16 protein-coding genes are annotated in these 18164 nt (G+C 42.4%); 10 read left to right on the forward strand and 6 right to left on the reverse strand.

Features of this window, described 5'->3' with window-relative positions:
- The 5 genes from T408_RS0102545 to T408_RS0102565 are packed head-to-tail and all read left to right on the forward strand — an operon-like array spanning position 1 to position 5936.
- Positions 1 to 888: a 3-hydroxyacyl-CoA dehydrogenase family protein gene (locus T408_RS0102545; RefSeq protein ID WP_028118554.1), complete on the forward strand. Its 888-nt coding sequence runs from the start codon at positions 1 to 3 to the stop codon at positions 886 to 888.
- A gap of 17 nt (positions 889 to 905) precedes the next feature.
- Complete coding sequence (locus T408_RS0102550) at positions 906 to 2123, forward strand: acyl-CoA dehydrogenase family protein (protein ID WP_028118555.1); 1218 nt, start codon at positions 906 to 908, stop codon at positions 2121 to 2123.
- A gap of 26 nt (positions 2124 to 2149) precedes the next feature.
- On the forward strand, positions 2150 to 3094 hold the full coding sequence (locus T408_RS10635) for an enoyl-CoA hydratase/isomerase family protein (RefSeq protein WP_051444747.1): 945 nt from the start codon (positions 2150 to 2152) through the stop codon (positions 3092 to 3094).
- A 58-nt stretch (positions 3095 to 3152) separates the two neighbouring features.
- A complete protein-coding gene (locus tag T408_RS0102560) occupies positions 3153 to 4673 on the forward strand; it encodes a class I adenylate-forming enzyme family protein (RefSeq protein WP_084543876.1) in 1521 nt (506 codons plus the stop codon).
- Between the two features lie 15 nt (positions 4674 to 4688).
- Positions 4689 to 5936 carry a thiolase family protein gene (locus tag T408_RS0102565; protein WP_028118557.1) on the forward strand — a complete coding sequence of 416 codons (1248 nt, stop codon included), beginning with the start codon at positions 4689 to 4691 and terminating at the stop codon, positions 5934 to 5936.
- 76 nt (positions 5937 to 6012) lie between these two features.
- On the opposite strand, the gene T408_RS0102570 is transcribed toward T408_RS0102565, so the two are convergent.
- Positions 6013 to 7485, reverse strand: a complete 1473-nt coding sequence (locus tag T408_RS0102570) for a carbon starvation CstA family protein (protein ID WP_028118558.1) — start codon at positions 7483 to 7485, stop codon at positions 6013 to 6015.
- 112 nt (positions 7486 to 7597) lie between these two features.
- Positions 7598 to 8437 carry an HAD family hydrolase gene (locus T408_RS0102575; protein WP_028118559.1) on the reverse strand — a complete coding sequence of 280 codons (840 nt, stop codon included), beginning with the start codon at positions 8435 to 8437 and terminating at the stop codon, positions 7598 to 7600.
- A gap of 124 nt (positions 8438 to 8561) precedes the next feature.
- On the opposite strand from T408_RS0102575, the gene T408_RS0102580 reads away from it, so the two are divergent.
- On the forward strand, positions 8562 to 9416 hold the full coding sequence (locus tag T408_RS0102580; RefSeq protein WP_035419878.1) for an aldo/keto reductase: 855 nt from the start codon (positions 8562 to 8564) through the stop codon (positions 9414 to 9416).
- Between the two features lie 245 nt (positions 9417 to 9661).
- Here T408_RS0102580 and T408_RS0102585 read toward each other — a convergent pair whose 3' ends face one another.
- On the reverse strand, positions 9662 to 10618 hold the full coding sequence (locus tag T408_RS0102585; RefSeq protein ID WP_028118561.1) for a ribose-phosphate diphosphokinase: 957 nt from the start codon (positions 10616 to 10618) through the stop codon (positions 9662 to 9664).
- Positions 10619 to 10779: 161 nt separating this feature from the next.
- On the opposite strand from T408_RS0102585, the gene T408_RS0102590 reads away from it, so the two are divergent.
- Positions 10780 to 11601: a pyruvate, water dikinase regulatory protein gene (locus T408_RS0102590; RefSeq protein ID WP_028118562.1), complete on the forward strand. Its 822-nt coding sequence runs from the start codon at positions 10780 to 10782 to the stop codon at positions 11599 to 11601.
- On the forward strand, positions 11601 to 12311 hold the full coding sequence (locus T408_RS0102595; protein ID WP_028118563.1) for an HAD family hydrolase: 711 nt from the start codon (positions 11601 to 11603) through the stop codon (positions 12309 to 12311). The genes T408_RS0102590 and T408_RS0102595 overlap by 1 nt, the downstream gene beginning before the upstream one ends.
- 71 nt (positions 12312 to 12382) lie before the next feature.
- Here the strand turns inward: T408_RS0102595 and T408_RS0102600 are convergent, their stop codons facing one another.
- Positions 12383 to 13888 (reverse strand): helix-turn-helix domain-containing protein, encoded by a 1506-nt coding sequence (locus T408_RS0102600; RefSeq protein WP_028118564.1) that lies wholly within the window; start codon positions 13886 to 13888, stop codon positions 12383 to 12385.
- 39 nt (positions 13889 to 13927) lie between these two features.
- Positions 13928 to 14743, reverse strand: coding sequence for a Cof-type HAD-IIB family hydrolase (locus T408_RS0102605; RefSeq protein WP_028118565.1), 816 nt, complete (start codon positions 14741 to 14743; stop codon positions 13928 to 13930).
- A 118-nt stretch (positions 14744 to 14861) separates the two neighbouring features.
- Between T408_RS0102605 and T408_RS0102610 the strand changes: the two genes are divergently transcribed.
- The gene (locus tag T408_RS0102610) at positions 14862 to 15176 is read left to right on the forward strand and encodes a metal-sulfur cluster assembly factor (RefSeq protein WP_028118566.1); all 315 of its coding nucleotides are present in this window, start codon (positions 14862 to 14864) and stop codon (positions 15174 to 15176) included.
- Between the two features lie 79 nt (positions 15177 to 15255).
- On the opposite strand, the gene recQ is transcribed toward T408_RS0102610, so the two are convergent.
- Positions 15256 to 17040, reverse strand: coding sequence for a DNA helicase RecQ (recQ, locus tag T408_RS0102615; RefSeq protein WP_028118567.1), 1785 nt, complete (start codon positions 17038 to 17040; stop codon positions 15256 to 15258).
- Between the two features lie 106 nt (positions 17041 to 17146).
- Between recQ and T408_RS10640 the strand changes: the two genes are divergently transcribed.
- Positions 17147 to 18019 (forward strand): alpha/beta hydrolase, encoded by an 873-nt coding sequence (locus tag T408_RS10640; RefSeq protein ID WP_084543877.1) that lies wholly within the window; start codon positions 17147 to 17149, stop codon positions 18017 to 18019.
- Positions 18020 to 18164 lie beyond the last annotated feature (145 nt).

Genomic DNA, 18164 nt, shown 5'->3' on the forward strand with positions numbered 1-18164 from the left:
ATGAGAGAAATCAAGAAAATTGGTGTAATTGGTGCAGGATCGATGGGAGCGGGTATTGCTAACGTCTTTGCCAACAATGGCTACCAAGTTGTTTTGCGCGATATCAAGGATGAGTTTGTTCAAGGTGGTCTTGACCGAATTGATAAATTCCTATCTGGAAGTGTTAAGCGAGGCAAAATGTCCGAAGAAGATAAACAAGAGGTTCTTGGACGTATCCAAGGCACTACCGACTTACAAGATTTCAAAGATGTAGACTTTGTTGTTGAAGCGGTTATTGAGAAGATGGACTTGAAACAAGAAGTCTTCAAGGAAGTTGAAGGAATTGTAGCTGAAGATGTCATTCTTGCAACCAACACTTCTTCATTATCCATCACTGAAATTGCTAATGCTTTAGAAGATCCAGGTCGTTTTGCGGGGATGCACTTCTTCAACCCAGCTCAAGTGATGAAGTTAGTAGAGGTTATCTATGGTTATGAAACACGTGACGAAACAGTTGAAGCGGTCCTTAAATTAGCTGAATCAATTGGTAAGCAAACCGTTACTGTTCGTAAAGACTCACCAGGATTCATTGTTAACCGGATCATGATTCCTCAATTTATTGAAGCAATTAAGGTCTTAGAAGAAGGAATTGCTTCTCCAGAAGATATCGATAAAGCCATGCGTTATGGATTAAATCACCCAATGGGATCCTTTGAATTACAAGACTACGCCGGGGTAGATATTGGTTACTTCGTTATGGAATACTTCGAGAAAGAATTCGGTGAGGATCGTTGGACACCACCTGTATTGATGAAGAATATGATGCGTGCGGGCCGCTTTGGTAAGAAGGCCGGTAAAGGATTCTATGATTATGATGAAGATGGCAATCAATTACCATCTAACCGCTAATAGAGGAGGATAAACTGATGGCAAAACAAGCAAGAGCAGATTTAGATTTTGAAGCTGGAAAAGTATTTCACGCAGACTTATATGACTTTGCAGAGGTCTTGACTGACGGCGAAAAAGAAGTGATTCGGGAATTAGAAGAAGTGCTAGCGCGTGATTTATATCCTACGCTAGATGATGCTTGGGATAAGGCTGAGTTTCCTCTTGAAGAGATGCAGAAGGTAATTGACCTGCGCTTGATGGATGATCCGCGTCTATTAGAAGGTCGCGAGAATGGGATGATTTCAGAGTACTTCCGTGGCTTTAGAGCTTACACGATTGCTAAGACAGACCCGGTACTAGGGACCTTCTATACATCTAATGCTGGTCTCTTCCATGAATGTGTGCGTCTAGGCGGCTCGCAAGAGCAAATTGAGAAGTTAATGCCAGGAGTCTTATCATGGGAAGGTAAGGGTGTTCTTGCCATGACTGAGCCAGATCATGGTTCTGATATTGCCGGTGGTATGGCAGCTACTGCTAAACGTGAAGGTGATGAGTGGATCCTTAACGGGCACAAGAAATGGATCGGTGGCGGTACCTTATCCAAATGGCACGCCTTCTTTGCTCGTGATGTGGATGATAATCAAGTTAAGATGTTCTTTGTTGAACGCGAGAGTGAAGGTGTCACAACCTTTGTAACACCACAAAAAGCCTTCTTTAGAGCGATGCCAAATGCGGAAATTATTTATGAAAATGTCCGTGTACCAGAATCTCAACGGGCACAAAATGTTAATTCATGGAAAGATGCGGCTAATATTTTAAGAAATACTCGCTCAGACGTTGCCTGGTTATTAGCAGGAGCTACAGCCGGAGCATTCGAAGCAGCCTTGAAGTATGTGCGTGAACGTGAACAGTTCGGCAAGCCAATTGCTGGATTCCAATTAATCCAGGAGAAGTTAGCTCGGATGGCTATGAACTCTCAAGCAACCTTGGCTATTGCCTTCCGTCTAGCCCAACAACAAGAAGAAGGAATTTACCGTGAGGAAGCTTCTTCAATGGCTAAGATGCATAATGGACTAAGAGCTCGTGAGAATGCTGCTCTAGCCCGAGAAGTATGTGGAGGTAACGGTATTCTTCTTAAATATGACGTTCCTCGCTTCATGGCTGATATTGAAGGTATGTACACTTATGAAGGAACTCACGAGGTTAACTCATTAATCATTGGTCGTTACTATACAGGCCAACAAGCCTTTATTTAAAGTAGCCTAGTTGATAGGAGGATATAATGTCTCAACAAGTTGTTCTCAAAGAAATTAAAGACGGTATTGCAACACTAACAATTAATAGACCCAAGGCCTTGAACGCCTTAAATCACGATGTCATTAATCAATTAGAAGCGGCTTTTGATGAAGTAGTGGAAGATGATCAAGTCCAAGCGGTAGTTCTCCGTGGATCAGGAGATCGTGCCTTTGTAGCCGGAGCTGACTTAAAATTCTTTGTTGAAAATGTTAAAGCTGGCACAACGAAGAAAATTGTGGAATTTACCGCTCAAGGGCATGACTTATTCCGTCGCATGGAAACGTCACCTAAGTTAACGATCGCGGTAGTAGATGGCCTTTCACTAGGGGGTGGCTCTGAGATCGCTCTAGCTCAACAAGCCATTATTGCTACTGAGAAGGGGTCGTTCGGTTTTCCAGAGTCTGGTCTAGGAATCTATCCTGGATATGGAGGGCTATTGCGGACCAATAAGCATATTGGACCTGCCTTAACTAAGTATTACGGCTTAACTGGACAGACAATTTCTGCTGAAGAGGCCTATGAATTAGGCATCGTTCAAAAATTAGTGAAGGCAGAAGAGATCGATCAAGCCATTAAAGACTTAGTGGAAGCAGGAGCTCCAGATAAGTACGCCGAACGTACCTTGCCAGAAAAATATCAAGCAATCCAAAAAGCATTTGACTCTGATCATATTCAAGCTACCTTGAAGGGTCAAGCGACGGACGGCTTAGATGAAGAGTTTGCAGCCAAGGTTGCTAAGAAGATCGGCTACAAGAGTCCCCATTCAGTTGAAATGATTCAAAAGATTGTTGATCAACAAACAGATCAATCCATTGATGAAGGGATTCGCACAGAATTAGATTATTTGGAACCGATGTTCCGCCACCCAGAAGCGGACCTAGGTCTCTCAGCAGCAGTTAATGGCGAGAGACCAGATTTCAGTAAAGTTTAACTAAGGATAGGGGAGTCCAGCTCCCCTATCTGTATTTCCATAGAAAGGTGGGGTAAAAATGACTATTAATGTCAACTGGTTCAAGGATCGTTGTACCTTGTATGGAGATAAGCTTGCTGTGATTGATCCAGAAAACCAACGTGAATTTACCTACCACGAATTACACCAACGGGCCTTAAATCTTACCCTTTACTTACAAGATCTAGGTGTTCAAAAAGGGGACCGGCTTGCTATCTTAGCCCCTAACCATGTAGCTTTTTTGGATTTAATTATTTCTGCTAGTATGATCGGATTTACCTTGGTTCCCCTTAATTGGCGCCTAGCGGGTCACGAATTAGCAGGGATTATTGCAGATTGTCAGCCCAAGTATATCTTATATTCAACTTTTAGACCACATACCTTATCCGAAATAAAAGAGATATTAGAGCCTGAACAGTTTTTGATGGATATTGATTCAGCTGAATATGAATTAACTGTTTCTGGCAATTCAATGGAGTCGCAGTTAAAGCTCGAGCCAGTGGATCAGGAAGATATTCTCTTTTTGATTTATACGAGCGGGACGACGGGTCAACCTAAAGGAGTCATGATCTCTCATCGGCATATGATCCATAATTGTTTGATTACGATTCCTTCATGGGGACTATCTAATCAGGACCGAACGGTCACTTTTTCGCCGATGTTTCATATTGCCGGCCTTCATGGATTAGTCTTGCCACTCTTATTTATCGGTGGTAGTATTGTGATCCAAGGTCAGTTTGATAGTTATCAAGCTATTGAATATATTGACGAATATCAACCAACCGTGATATTTATGGTTCCTACGATGTATTATAGTCTAATTGACCAATCTAATTTTCGTGAAGAAGCCTTTAAGAGTCTACGTTTCTTAGTATCCGGTGGGGCCCCTATGTCCGCTGAAGTCTACCAAGTCTTCATGAACATGGAGTTGCCAATTGTCGATAGTTATGGTCTCACTGAAGCGGGTTCTAATAATTTCTTTATGGCACCAGCTTATGCTCGCCTCAAACGCGGTTCAATCGGTCGACCAAACTTATTGGTTCCCACTAAAATTGTCGATGAATCGGGTCTCGAGGTGAAGTCTGGAGAAATCGGCGAACTATTGATTGGTGGCCCAGCTACCTTTAGTGGTTATTGGAACAAAGAAAGTTTAAGTGCTGAAGTTCTTGATCAAGGCTTTGTTCATACGGGAGATTTATTCCGTAAGGATGACGATGGTTACTATTATGTGGTCGGTCGGTCAAAAGATATGGTGATCACCGGTGGTGAAAATGTCTATCCCAGTGAAGTTGAGCAAGTTCTCAATCAACATGAGGCGGTCAGGGAATGTGTAGTCTACGGCTACCGTAACCCTAAATGGGGAGAGTCTGTAGCAGCAGCTGTGATTGTGAACCAAGGTTATCAAGGGGATGCGGATCAACTCAGTGAATTCATGACTGAACGTATTGCTGGTTATAAGACACCTAAAGTCTATCTGTTCTTAGAAGAATTCCCAACTAATTCCATCGGTAAGATTAATAAACAAGCCTTAGAATCTATGACACTTGATTATTTAAAATAAAGGAGAGAATTGTTGATGTTAAAACAAAAACAAGAAGAAGTTGTAATTGTTGGTGCAGCCCGTACACCAGTAGGTGCTTACTTAGGTGACTTAAAGACCGTTCCCGTTCAAGAACTAGGTGTAATCGCTCTAGAAGAAGCCATTAAACGTGCTAATGTTGCTAAAGAAGATATTGACGAAGTAATTGTAGGCCATGTGACTGGTTCTCAAACTACTAATAACTTAGGTAATATTATCGGTATCGACACTGGACTTCCAAGTTCGTCTACCGGAATGACCATCAACCGTATTTGTGGATCGGGAATCCAATCAGCTGTATCAGCAACTTTAGAGTTATTACACTCTAACAAGTCAATGATTGCAGCCGGAGGGGCAGAATCTCTATCACGTGCACCTTACCAATTACCAGAATCTGTTCGTTATGAAGGCTTCAAGATGGGCGATCAACAACTGATTGATGCTAACTTGGAAGGCCACCGCTCAGGGTCTGGAACTGGATCAGGGATTAACCACATGGGTAACACCGCTGAAAACGTGGCCCGTAAATATAACATTACTCGTGAGCGCTGTGATGAATTTGCGGTGGAATCTCAACGCAAGGCTGCACAAGCCATGGAAGATGGCAGCTTCGCTGAAGAAATTATTCCAGTAGAAATCAAGGGACGTAAAGGTCAAGTCACTGTCGTCGAAAAAGATGGCCACCCACGTCCAGGAACTAGCATGGAGTCTCTGGCTAAACTTCGTCCAGCCTTCGAAAAAGATGGCGTAGTAACAGCAGGTAACGCATCAGGCTTGAACGATGGCGCTGCCTTTGAAATCTTCACCCTCGGATCAGTGGCTGAAGAACAAGGCTTAGAAGTGATGGCTAAAGTGGTTGACTATCAAATCGCTGGTTGCGAGCCAGAATACATGGGCTTAGGACCAGTATATGCGATCAATCAATTATTAGACCGTCAAGGAATGAAGTTAACTGAAGATATTGATATCTTAGAAATCAACGAAGCTTTTGCGGCTCAAACGATTGGTTGCTTGATTGAATTAGGGATTGAAGAAGATTCAGCCTTCTACAAGAACAACTTCAACCTGCGCGGTGGAGCGGTTGCTTTAGGACACCCATTGGGAATGTCAGGAGCTCGTATTATTACTTCGATCCTTTACCAATTCAAGAATAATCCTGACAAGCGCTATGCGATTGCGTCAGCTTGTATTGGTGGCGGACAAGGAATTGCCCTTCTATTAGAAAATGGCTACTACAAGGGATAAAGCTAGCGATTAAATAGAGTCATCTAAAAATCGGACAAATTTTGCTAGAGAGTCTAGTAAAACTTGTCCGATTAATTTATTTTTGGGTATGAATAGGTAGTTGATCATTGAGAAGAGGATCATCTTTACTTAGTTTTGCTTTTTGCTTGCGTCCCTGACTCCAATAGAAGACTAGGATGATTCCGGTCATAATCAAGCCAAGCAAATAGGTGGTATTTGATAAGCGTAAGTTAAAGCCAATCGGTTCACTAAGAATGTAAACAACAACAGCTACTAGCATGAAGAGGCTAGGCAAGAGCGTGATCCAGTAATTGCGACTCTTCAAATAAAGGTAACGCGTTGATACTAGTAAGGATATAACCGCCGTTACTTGATTGGCCCAGTTGAAATAGCGCCATAAAATTTGAAAATCGATAAAGGTTAATACAAAAGAAATGGCGTAAAGGGGTAGGGTAACCAAGAGGACCTTTTGCAGACTGTCTTGTTTGACCTTCAAGTAATCTGCCAGTATCGCTCGCAAGCTTCTAAATGCTGAAAGTCCTGAGGAAAGAGGGAGAACAATTACGCCCAAAATCGCTAACGTTCCAAAGATAGGACCCAATAATAAATAAGATACTTGGTTTACTACGACTGAAGGCGTGCCAGCTTGAATCATTTGCGATAAAGTTTTTCCTTCAAAAAGGGTTAAGGCAGCTGCAAGCCAGATCATTGCGATGACTCCTTCAGCTATCATCATGCCATAAAAGGTATAGCGTCCTTCCTTCTCATTGGTAATCGTCCGCGAGACCATTGGTGCTTGAGTGGCATGAAAACCAGAAAGAGCGCCACAAGAAATAGTGAAAAACATACCTGGGAAGATAGCCAATTTATTTGGATGAAAATTTTTCAGGGTGGCGAGTGTGAGCTCCGGCATTTGACTTCCATAACTAGTCAGCAAGCGAAGTCCGATAGCAGCAGATGAAATAATCAAAATCGCACCAAACCAAGGATAAACCTTACCTAAGGCCTGGTCAATGGGTAGGATTGTTGAAATAAGATAATAGATAAATATTGCGATGACAATGGCCATCAAAGGAATAAAGTCTGGTGTGATCAACTGAATTAAGTTGGCCGGCGACATTACAAAGACGGTTCCCACAAGTAATAGTAATAGCATCGCAAAAATATTAACCAGGTGTTTCATCCATTTACCTAAGTACCTACCAGTCAATTCTGGCAAATGGGCACCATTGTTTCTCAACGAGATCATACCAATCATATAATCATGGACAGCCCCGGCAAAAATACAACCAAAAATAATCCATAAATAGGCGAGAGGTCCATACAAGGCCCCCATAATTGGGCCAAAGATCGGGCCATTACCTGCAATATTCAAGAGTTCTATAATGGCATTCTTTTGCTTGGACATTGGAACAAAGTCCAAATTATCACGCAAGGCCTCAGCTGGAGTCATCCGGTTGGGTTGAATAGCGAAGTTGTGTTCAACATACCTACCATAGAAAAAATAACCGACTAGTAAGAGACTAATCCCAACAATAAAAGTAATCAAAGAAATCCCTCCTAACATTAAAATCTTTGAATTGGGAGCATTATAGCACAATTGACTTGGCTTGAAACCCTTTCAAGGCTAATTTAATGGATTTAGGAGGGCATTGTTTGTTTTAATTCAGTTGATAGTCTTTTAAGTAATGGTCCAAATTGCCATCAGCAATCGCTTCTAGGACATCGAGCACAGCGTCTTGGTCATTAGAAGGAATCTGGTAGTGGCAATGAGCGGTTAGGTCCGGATCGGCATTAGCCATAGCAATATTGTAATTTACTTCTGGCATCATGGATAAGTCGTTGAGACTATCACCGAAGGCTACCGATTCTTCAGGCTGGATTTGGTAACGATCTTGCATAAAGCGGACGGCATGCCCCTTACCTGAATTCTCGTTAAGAATATCGATATAGATATTACCACTGGTTACCGAGATGGTTTGTGGGAAGGCTTGGTTTAATTCTTCAGCCAGAGCCTTGTTATCTTCTAAGGGAATATCATTGTGGATGGCTAGTTTATAAGCGATCTTATCTTCTGGAATATCTTGATATTGGTCGACTTCATAGAGTACATAATTATAAATTTTTGCGTCTTCAATACTGGGGTCATCCTTGCGGATATAGGATTCAAAGCCTGTACATACGTGAACATTAGCCTCACTATGGGCATAAATATAGTCAATAATTTCTAAGTAAAGCTCTCGTTCGAGGCCCTGGCTATCCAGTACTTGGTCTTCTTTAACGATAAAGCTGCCGTTATCTCCAGCGAAGTAGAGTTGTTGGGTAATATCGGGAGTGAATTGTTCTTTGAGTTGATGGTAGGAATTGCCACTAGCAATCAGGACAATCACGCCTTGGTCTCTCAATTCTTTGAAGACTCGAGCAAACCGTTGCCGGTCATAAGATTTATCCGTTCGCAGAAAGGTTTCGTCCATATCAATGGCAATTAATTTAATAGTCATTATTGGCACCTCATTTTTTTCTTATAAGCTTAGTCTACCAAATTAGAAATTTTCTACAAGGGAATCGGATCAAAGTGGTCTATCAGGATAAGACTTGGTATAATAAGCTTTGAGGAGGGATTTTATGATTAACTTTGACGCAGGCAGTGGTAATAATTATCTGTTGAATGATGGGTTTGAAATTCCCAAGCTAGGTCTAGGCACTTATAAATTGCAAGGCTTGGATGGCGTCCGTCGAATGAGTTCAGCTCTCGATAGGGGCTACCGCCTCTTGGATTCAGCCTTCAATTACGAAAACGAAGGAGCAGTAGGAGCGGCCATCCGTCAATCAGGTGTTCCAAGAGAAGAGATCACAGTGACATCCAAATTACCGGGTCGTCACCATGTCTATGAAGAAGCGGTTCCTTGTATCCAGGAATCACTCTTACGTCTGGGCTTAGACTACTTGGATTTCTACTTGATTCATTGGCCTAATCCCATCGAGGACAAATACCTTGAAGCCTGGCAAGCATTAATTGATGCTCAAAAAATGGGTCTGATCCGCTCGATTGGGGTGTGTAATTTCTTACCAGAACATATCGACCGCTTAGTAGAGGAGACAGGTGTCGCTCCAGTTGTTAACCAAATCGAGCTTCACCCCTACTTTAATCAAGAAGAGCTAGTCAGCTACCACCAAGATCGAGGGATTATTATTCAGTCTTGGAGTCCTATCGGCCGTTACAACCAAGCTAGCCAAGAGCCGGTTATCAAGGAGATTGCCAGTCAGTATGGTCGCTCAGCCCAGCAAGTTATCTTGAATTGGCACATTCAAAAAGGCTTCCTGCCCATCCCTAAGTCCGGTCATAGTGGACGGCAGTGGGAGAACCTACAAGCACTAGACTTTGAACTAAGCCAAGAAGCGATTCAAAAAATCGACCAATTAAACCGACCAAATGGGCGCAATAAAGATCAAGATCCAGCTGTTTATCAAGAGTTTTAACGGCTAAGTTCAATAGGATCCTATAACCCCGTCTCTTGTAATTACGAGTCCAAGCTAGAAGAAACAATTCTTTCTCAAGATTAAATAGACCCCCTGAAGTTGGCGCTCCAGCTTCAGGGGGTCTTAGTGTATGTTAATAAGGGATTTTGCTGACTAAACTTTTTTCGCGAGGATGATCTAAGTCATTATACTAGCCTTCGGACTTCTAGCCGAACAAGTGGGTTCATTGGATCGCTTGAGATTGATTATTCTTCAAATAATTCATCAATCGAATAATTATGATAGATCCGATAAATGGATTCAGCAATCAGATCGCTCACAGAGACAATATCCATCTTGTCGAGTATTTTTTCTTCTGGGATCAAGACGGAATCGGTTAGGAGGATTCCTTCCAGAGGGGCCTCTTCTAGTCGTTGGAGCGATTCATCGGATAGAACGCCGTGAGTGGCGCAAGTATAGACTTCTGTGGCGCCCTTGGCTAACATCTCAACAGATATGGTCGCTGAGGTGATCCCGGTGTCAATGATATCATCAACAATGATAGCTGTACGACCCTTGATATCTCCTACCACATTCAGAATCTCACGGTTACCATCACTAGTGGTTCGCTGGTCAATAATAGCAATCGGCGCATCCAGGAGTTCAGCTAGGTGGCGCGCTCGCTTAACACCGCCATGGTCTGGGGAGACAACAACTAGCTTCTTATTAAGAAAGCCGTGGTCTTGATAATATTGGGCCAAGATTTGATCGCCAATAATATGGTCGACAGTAATATCAAAGAATCCTTCAAGTTGCGGTTCATGTAGATCCAAGGTGATCACTCGGTCAGCACCAGCCATTTGTAACATATTGGCTAGGAGTTTTGCAGTAATCGGTTCACGGGACTTGGTCTTACGGTCTTGGCGACCATAAGCGAAATAGGGCAAGACTAAGTTAATCGATTTGGCACTAGCTCTCCGCAGGGCATCAATCATGATCATAACTTCCATGAGCCGATCATTGACCGGATCATTAATCGATTGAATCACATAGATATGGTCGCCCCGAATACTTTCCTCGATGCTAACGATAATTTCCCCATCTTTAAAGTGAGAGATTGTCAAGTCGGCTAGTTCAGTGTTAAGGGCTTTAGCAATTTTATTAGCCAATGGTTGATTGGAGCTCAAGGCAAATAGTTTCATATTAGCTTCTTTGTTGGACATGGTCTTCCTCCCATAATATGCTTCGAGTCTAGTATAGCATATTTTTTAAGCTATGACTCAAGGAATTGGAAGGGGTTACAATAAAAAATCAGTAAATTTTGCTTTGAGTTAAAGCGAGGGACTGTTAAACTAGGAGCATACTAGCCATAAAGAGGTGTAGCATGAAAGAGCAGAAATTTTATATTATTTCGGATTCAGTGGGTGGAACGGGCAATCGCGTGACCAACGCTGCGATTGCTCAGTTTCCGGAATTGGATCATTCAGAATTGAAGACTTTCCCCTTTGTTAATAATCCCGAAGATCTCCTAGTCGCCTTGATGGGGGCAAAAGAAGCGGATGCGATCGTTGTTGCCACACTCGTTGATCCAGAATTAAACGAGAAGGCCATCCAGTTTGCACAAGAAAATAATATTTATCTTATTAACCCGATGGAAGACTTAATGGAGAAAATAACTGAAAAATTAAATATCCAACCCATCGGCGAAAGTGGTCGTCGCCATTCATTAAACGATGAAGAAAAGGAAAAGCTTGAAGCTATTGAATTTACTATGAAGTATGATGACGGACAAGACCGCGAAGGAATTCTAGGAGCCGATATACTGATCCTAGGCATTTCCCGTACTTCGAAGACCCCTACCAGCATGTTCTTAGCTCATCAAGGCTTCAAGGTCATGAACTTGCCCTTGATTCCTGAATCCGAATTACCCGCGGAAGTTTATCAGATTTCACCTAAGCGTATCTTTGGTTTGTTAGCGGAAGCGGATTATATCCAAAGCATCCGCAGTGAACGCTTACGTTTCCTAGGTCTTCCAACTACCGCTCGCTATGCCCAACTAGACCGGATCCAGGAGGAAATTGACTATTCTAAAACGGTCTATGAAGACTTGGGCTGTACCATTATCGAAGTTGCTAACATATCGATTGAAGAAGTAGCAGAGAAGATCGCTGACCGATTTATGGAACAAATGAGAAAGGCAGATTAATGATTAAAGCAATTGGATTTGATTTGGATGATACCCTATACGACCGAAGCATTAGTTATAAGAATGTGTTTGATTTAATGCAAGCTAGAATCAAGCCATTACCGGTGACTTATGAAGAATTCTATCCTCGCTTTGAATACTATTCCAACTTGGAATACGAATCCTTTATTAGAGGCGAGAAGTCGGAGTGGGACTATAAAGTGCAAAGAGTCCTATCTACCTATGAATCCTTTGACCATCCCATCGACCGTGAAGAGGCCATCATTTATACCGGTCTTTACTTGTTTTTCCAGGAGAATCTAGTCTTACGGCCGGGCATGGTCGAGCTTTTGGATCGGTTACGGGATCAAGCTGTGGACTTGTTTATCTTAACCAATGGTCCAAGTGACAGCCAACGCAAGAAAATTAAGCAACTAGGACTTGATAAGTGGATCGATGAAAAGAATTGGTTCATTTCTGAAGAATTAGACGCCACCAAGCCAGAAGCGAATATCTTCAAAAAAGTTGAACGTCAAATTGGCCATAACGGAGAGGATGTGCTCTATATCGGCGACAATTACCGTAATGATATTGAAGGGGCTCACCAAGTGGATTGGCAATCCATCTATCTTAACGTTCATGGGGAGACTTCAAAAGGATATGAGCAAGCAGAAGTAGAGACCGTTCAAGAAATGGCCACGGCCCTAAATAAAGTGTTACAACTTAAATAAGATTTGATTGCTAAAACTAAAAGCCCTGTGTGATGACAAAATGAATCGTCATCACACGGGGCTTTTTACAGTTAAGCTAGGGGATGATCAACTAGAACATTCAGACGGTTTTGCAACCAGCAAATGACTTGTTCATCCGGCATATCGTCGATCACAAAAGTTTCCTTGTCAGGTATAGCAGGGAGAATATAGGTAGTTAGGATGATATCTGCTTGAGAATCTTGAATCTGTTGCCAATTAAAAGGTCCAGACATGGCCTGAATATTTGCCAAATCTCCAATCGCTGGAGCTAGCATCTCCTTATATTTGTTGGAGAGGAAGCGATTATTGGTGTAGATGGCAATTCTAGGTTGAGTCTTGTGATAAGCAAGATCATACAACAAGCTAGGCCAGAGCGTAATTAAATAGTACATCATTAAATCCAAACGAATATTGGTAATATTATCGGTTAAATCACTGGCAAAGCGAATCAAACTTAATTGCATATCACGAAGGAAGTAACCGTTAATCTTCTGGATTTGTGAGAAGAAATTAGATTTGACATTACCTCTGATGCCAAGGAAGAAGTTATTGACTTCACTAGATTTAACACAGTGGTTATACATGGTGGTAACCATCAGATCAATCGCTTCTTGACTCAAGGGAGAGAGTCGGTATTTTCTCTGCAGGTGGATTAAGTCACTCTGAAATTGTTCCAGTATCGCATCTTGTCCCTTGGCTCGGCTGAAGGCTAACCAGTCTTGACAGTTAAGGCAGATTGAATCTTCAACCAGGCCAACCAAAGATTGGAAGATAATTTCTTGATTAAAGGGCAAACCGATACGGTTAAATATCTTTTCAAGATCATGTTTGACTTCAGCATCATAGCTAAGTAGGTTCAATCGCTTGTCAGATAGATCCCAATGGGCTCGGTCTACATAGTGATTCTTTAGAATCCGGTCGATGTTGACGCCCAGTCGGATATACATTTGAGGATTTTCAACAAAGACATTCAGATAATCGCTAGTTTGAGCCAAGGCTTGGTATAGGTCAATGACATCCTCGTAAGTAACGGTATCAAAAGGCCAATGAATGAGATCCACATAAGATTTGATAAAAAGGGGATAGAAGTGACGAACACTAATTTCTGGCCCTTGTAATTCTAAGTTGGTAGAAATACGTAGATCCATCTCAGCGTAGGCTAAGTATTCATTGATTTCACTAATCGATCGGTAAACGGTCGACCGGCTGGTAAAGTAGTCATTGGCTAGTTGGTCCACTGATAAGTCTCGTTCATGGAGAACACGTTCTAAGACTTGAAAGTTTAACGATTGGCTGGAATATTCTCTAAAGAAATGAATATAAGAAACGTTGGCCAATAGCTCAACATCAACACCAATCTGGGTTCGGTGGAAGGCGATTAAGCGGGGGAAGCGCTCTTCGATATCATTGAGATCGGATGAAATGATCCGAGTGGAACACCCCATTATATCGGCTAACTCGGATAATTTCACGAATTCCGCAGCCTGCTTATCTAGAAAATAAGACAAAATATCTAATTGTCTTTGTTCTTTTTTCGTTAAAAGAGAGTCAATCATTAGACTCCCTCCTTCCTAATAAAAGGGAATGATAAGTAACTAAATCTTAAATTGAAAATAATCCATCAAGAAATGGGCTAGCCCATCTTGGTCATTGGTCAAGGGAGTTACCTGGTCGGCTACTGCCTTGACTTCCTCAGTCGCATTTTGCATGGCAACACCCAAGCCAGCGTATTCCAGCATCTCTAGGTCGTTATTCTCATCTCCAAAGGTTAAGATAGCTTCTCTGGGGATGCGGTAGAATTCAGCTACCCGATCGACCCCAACAGCCTTATTAATACTTTTGTGGACCACTTCTAACATCGGAAGGATCCCACCCCAAGTACGAACAGAGACTTGATCACCGTAGCGGCGTGTAATTTCTGCTTCTACGGACTTCTCCTTGTCTTTGGCGGTGAAGATACTGATGGCGGTTGGATTTTGTCTGAGGGATTCTCGTGATAATCGCTTGATGGTCGACTTATCCTTCGGGTAAAAAGGGCTGTCTGGTAAATTGGATGAAGTGGTGTAAAGTTGTCTTTGCCCTTCAACCGCAATGAGGTCGATATCTAAGTCTTCTTGGTTGGCTAGAAGTTCAAAGGCAATTTCTTTATCGAGTTCTTGGTGGTAGCTGGCCAACCAACGGTCGCGTTCAGGAAATTGGCAAAGCGCTCCGTTGAAATTAATCATGGGGCTTTGAATGCCGATCTGGCGATAAATATCAATGGCATTACGGTAGGGTCTACCGGTGGCGATCACAACTAAATGTCCCATCTCAGCAAGAGAGCGTAGGGTTTGAATGGTGGTATAGCTGACCTTGGATTGGTCGTTTAAGGTTGTACCGTCAAGGTCAATGGCAATCAAGTGTTGTTGCATGAGTGACATCCTTTCTTTCTGTCATTTGATTATAGCGAATTTTATCCAGACTCTCAAATTATTCATTTCTCAAGCCTTTCAATCTATGCTATGATAAATGAGCAGTGGAGGTGGATAAATGAGTGACCTATCAATGGAAGATAAAATAACCCAACAATTGCAATATGTCATCGATCCCGAACTTGGTATTGATATTGTTAACCTAGGCTTAATCTATGAAGTCTCTTATGATGAAGACAAGCGGGAAGCAGAGGTCCTAATGACCTTGACGACCATGGGCTGTCCCTTGGCTGATATTATTGAAATGAGTGCTTATGAGGCAGTTACCCAATTAGACGAAGTGGACTCGGTTAAAGTTAATTTGACCTTTGACCCTCCTTGGCGGGTTGACTTTATGAGTCGTTATGCGCGTATTGCTTTAGGAATTCGTTAAGAGTAAGTAAAATAAAACCCCGACCCTGAACTCTAAAACCTTACATGGTTCAAGAGCTTGATCAGGGTCGGGGTTCTTTTTATTGAGATGAATTCTCCCGGGTTTGGTAATCTTGGATCACCTGAGTAAATTCTTGCCAGTATTTATTGGCTTTGACTTGACCGACTCCTTCAATTGTCAGAAATTGGTCATAGGTGACAGGTTGATCGCGGGCCATATCCAAGAGACTTCGGTTATTGAAGATGATATAAGCGGGCACTCTTTCAGCCTTGGCTAATTCACTGCGGCGCTGTCTGAGAGCTTCATAGAGTGATTCTTCTTCTGGGCGAATGCTTAAGTCGATGTTTTTATGTGGGACTTTTTGAGAAACTTGTTTCTTAACCTTGATGGATAGCTTTTCTTGTCCGGTCAAGATGCTTTTGGCTTTCTCAGTGACTAGTAGGGCCCGGTGGCTATTGACCTTCAGATAGCCTTGGGCCGTGAGTTGAGAGAGGATATCCTTGATTCGCTTATCAGGCTGATCCTTCAAGAGGCCAAAGGTAGATAATTGTTCAAAGTCCCAGTCTTGAACTCTGGAATTTGGCCGTCCCTTGACGACATCACAAATCATTCCCATACCGAAGGCATGCTTCATTCGAATAATACAAGACAGAATAATTTGTGCTTGCTTGGTTACATCAACCATCCGGTATTCCTTTAAACAATGCGAACAATTCATGCAGTCAGCATTCAAATGCTCACCAAAGTAAGCTAATAAGTAACGTCTCAAGCAAGAGGTCAAATAGACATAATGAATCATGACTTGCAAGCGGTCTTCGACGTGGGGATCCAAACTATCTTCAATTAAATAGCGGGCTTGGATAATATCCTGAGCGCCAAATAGGAGGATCGCTTCACTATCCAAGCCGTCCCGACCGGCCCGGCCAGCTTCCTGATAATAAGATTCCAAGTCCTTGGGCATGTTATAATGGATGACCTTCCGCACATCAGTCTTATCAATCCCCATCCCAAAGGCATTAGTCGCAATCATAATATTGACACGGTCAAACTGAAAGTCATCTTGAGCGTCCTGACGTTCCTGGTGACTACGACCAGCATGGTAATACTGACACTGGTAGCCAGACTTCTTCAAGTCTTCATAGAGACTTTCTACTCGTTTGCGGGAATTAGCATAAATAATCGTTGCTTCATCGTGATTAATGAGACGTTTCAATTCGGCTAACTTATTGGCCGGTTCTCTCACCGTGAACTTGATGTTGGGCCGATCAAAGGAATTAACAAAAATGGCCGGATCAATCAACTGGAGCTGGTGGATGATATCTTGGCGTACTTCTTCTGTGGCAGTGGCGGTGAAGGCTGCCATGACCGGCCGATCGTCTAATTGGCTAACAAAATCATGGATGGCTCGGTAGCTGGGTCTAAAGTCATGTCCCCATTGAGAAACGCAATGGGCCTCATCAACAGCGATAAAATCGATCCGAATGTCTTGCATATCTCTTAAGAAGGCGTCATTTTCCAACCTTTCTGGAGCAATATAGAGAATCTTAAGCTCTCTGGATTGAACTTGTTGGAGAGTAGCAAAATAAGATTCACTGGATAGGGAAGCATTTAAGTAACCCGCAGGAATACCGGCTCGAGTTAAGCTATCGACTTGGTCTTTCATCAAGGAGACCAAGGGGGAGATCACTAAGGTTAAGCCAGAAAATAAGAGGGCGGGTACTTGATAACAAATTGACTTTCCGCCTCCAGTCGGTAGAATACCTAGTAGATCTTGGCCTTGGAGAATGGTCTGGATAATTGCTTCTTGTCCCGGTCGAAAAGACCGGTAACCAAAATATTCTTCTAAAGTGTTTGTTAAGTTCATCTTCCACCTCCTGATCCATAACAGGCTAAGTATATCAAAAAATTTGTAAAAAGCGAAAAACTTGATAAACTGTATATGATAAACAAATAAAAGCGGAAAGGCTTGAATGATGAAGAGAAGAAGTATTGATTATTATTATTTAAAAATGAAAACCCATTTCATCGAGGTTCCCTACTATGATCATGAGCGTCGGGTACGGGTGCTTCTGCCAGAAGATTATGATCAGGAAGAGGAGACCTATCCCGTTCTCTATATGCATGATGGACAAAATGTCTTCTATAGTAAGGAAGCTTACGTTGGTCATTCTTGGAAAGTAATCAAAGCCCTCAAGCAATACAAAGATCTACCTAAGATGATAGTGGTAGCGATTGATAATAGTGAGTACCGTTTGGACGAGTATGCGCCTTGGCAGACCGATACGCATAAAAATACGGAATTCAGTGAAGCCGGTGGCGATGGGGCGGCTTACGGGCAATGGGTAGTTGAGACGGTGAAGCCATTTATTGATGCGACTTACCGCACCAAGTCAGACCGAGCTAATACCTTATTAGCGGGTTCTTCCATGGGTGGCTTAATTACGGCTTATATGGGGGCGGCTTATCCAGAGATCTTCGGTGTTCTCGGTGTCTTCTCATCTGCTTCTTGGTTTAGTGAGCAAGCCTTCCAGACCTACATCGGTACTCATCCGCTGAATTCAGCTACTAAAGTCTATATCCAAGTGGGAACAGATGAAGGAGACGATATGGATGCGGAGTTTATTCAAGGATCCATGAACCAAGCTTATATCGATTCTTCCTTAATGTATTACCAAAACCTAGTTGCCAATGGTCAACCCATGGATAAGTTATGGTTACGAATTCTGGCCAATGAGACCCACCATGAGAAGTATTGGGCGCTTCATTTCCCGACCTTCTTACACTGGGCCTTTGACCTACCTTTTGATATCCAGCAACTGATTGATTCCAGTCCAGTTGAATAATCGCTAGTGAAACACGGTCTCTAGGGTCGTGTTTTATTTAGCTTCTATTTGGCTAGTAGCAAGAGCTTAGAAAAGGGGTCTCGCTTGGGTCTGATATGATTATTGGTATAATGGAAGTGTAAAAGGTGCTTGTGGTTACGACAAA

Origin of the sequence: Hutsoniella sourekii ATCC 700629 (assembly GCF_000518205.1) — a bacterium.
Taxonomy (GTDB): domain Bacteria; phylum Bacillota; class Bacilli; order Lactobacillales; family Aerococcaceae; genus Hutsoniella; species Hutsoniella sourekii.

Excerpts from the sequence above, each read along its gene's own strand:
- T408_RS0102545 (WP_028118554.1), top strand. The coding sequence starts at position 1 with ATGAGAGAAATCAAGAAAATTGGTGTAATTGGTGCAGGATCGATGGGA.
- T408_RS0102550 (WP_028118555.1), top strand. The coding sequence starts at position 906 with ATGGCAAAACAAGCAAGAGCAGATTTAGATTTTGAAGCTGGAAAAGTA.
- T408_RS10635 (WP_051444747.1), top strand. The coding sequence starts at position 2,150 with ATGTCTCAACAAGTTGTTCTCAAAGAAATTAAAGACGGTATTGCAACA.
- T408_RS0102560 (WP_084543876.1), top strand. The coding sequence starts at position 3,153 with ATGACTATTAATGTCAACTGGTTCAAGGATCGTTGTACCTTGTATGGA.
- T408_RS0102565 (WP_028118557.1), top strand. The coding sequence starts at position 4,689 with ATGTTAAAACAAAAACAAGAAGAAGTTGTAATTGTTGGTGCAGCCCGT.
- T408_RS0102575 (WP_028118559.1), bottom strand. The coding sequence starts at position 8,437 with ATGACTATTAAATTAATTGCCATTGATATGGACGAAACCTTTCTGCGA.
- T408_RS0102580 (WP_035419878.1), top strand. The coding sequence starts at position 8,562 with ATGATTAACTTTGACGCAGGCAGTGGTAATAATTATCTGTTGAATGAT.
- T408_RS0102585 (WP_028118561.1), bottom strand. The coding sequence starts at position 10,618 with ATGTCCAACAAAGAAGCTAATATGAAACTATTTGCCTTGAGCTCCAAT.
- T408_RS0102590 (WP_028118562.1), top strand. The coding sequence starts at position 10,780 with ATGAAAGAGCAGAAATTTTATATTATTTCGGATTCAGTGGGTGGAACG.
- T408_RS0102595 (WP_028118563.1), top strand. The coding sequence starts at position 11,601 with ATGATTAAAGCAATTGGATTTGATTTGGATGATACCCTATACGACCGA.
- T408_RS0102600 (WP_028118564.1), bottom strand. The coding sequence starts at position 13,888 with ATGATTGACTCTCTTTTAACGAAAAAAGAACAAAGACAATTAGATATT.
- T408_RS0102605 (WP_028118565.1), bottom strand. The coding sequence starts at position 14,743 with ATGCAACAACACTTGATTGCCATTGACCTTGACGGTACAACCTTAAAC.
- T408_RS0102610 (WP_028118566.1), top strand. The coding sequence starts at position 14,862 with ATGAGTGACCTATCAATGGAAGATAAAATAACCCAACAATTGCAATAT.
- recQ (WP_028118567.1), bottom strand. The coding sequence starts at position 17,040 with ATGAACTTAACAAACACTTTAGAAGAATATTTTGGTTACCGGTCTTTT.
- T408_RS10640 (WP_084543877.1), top strand. The coding sequence starts at position 17,147 with ATGATGAAGAGAAGAAGTATTGATTATTATTATTTAAAAATGAAAACC.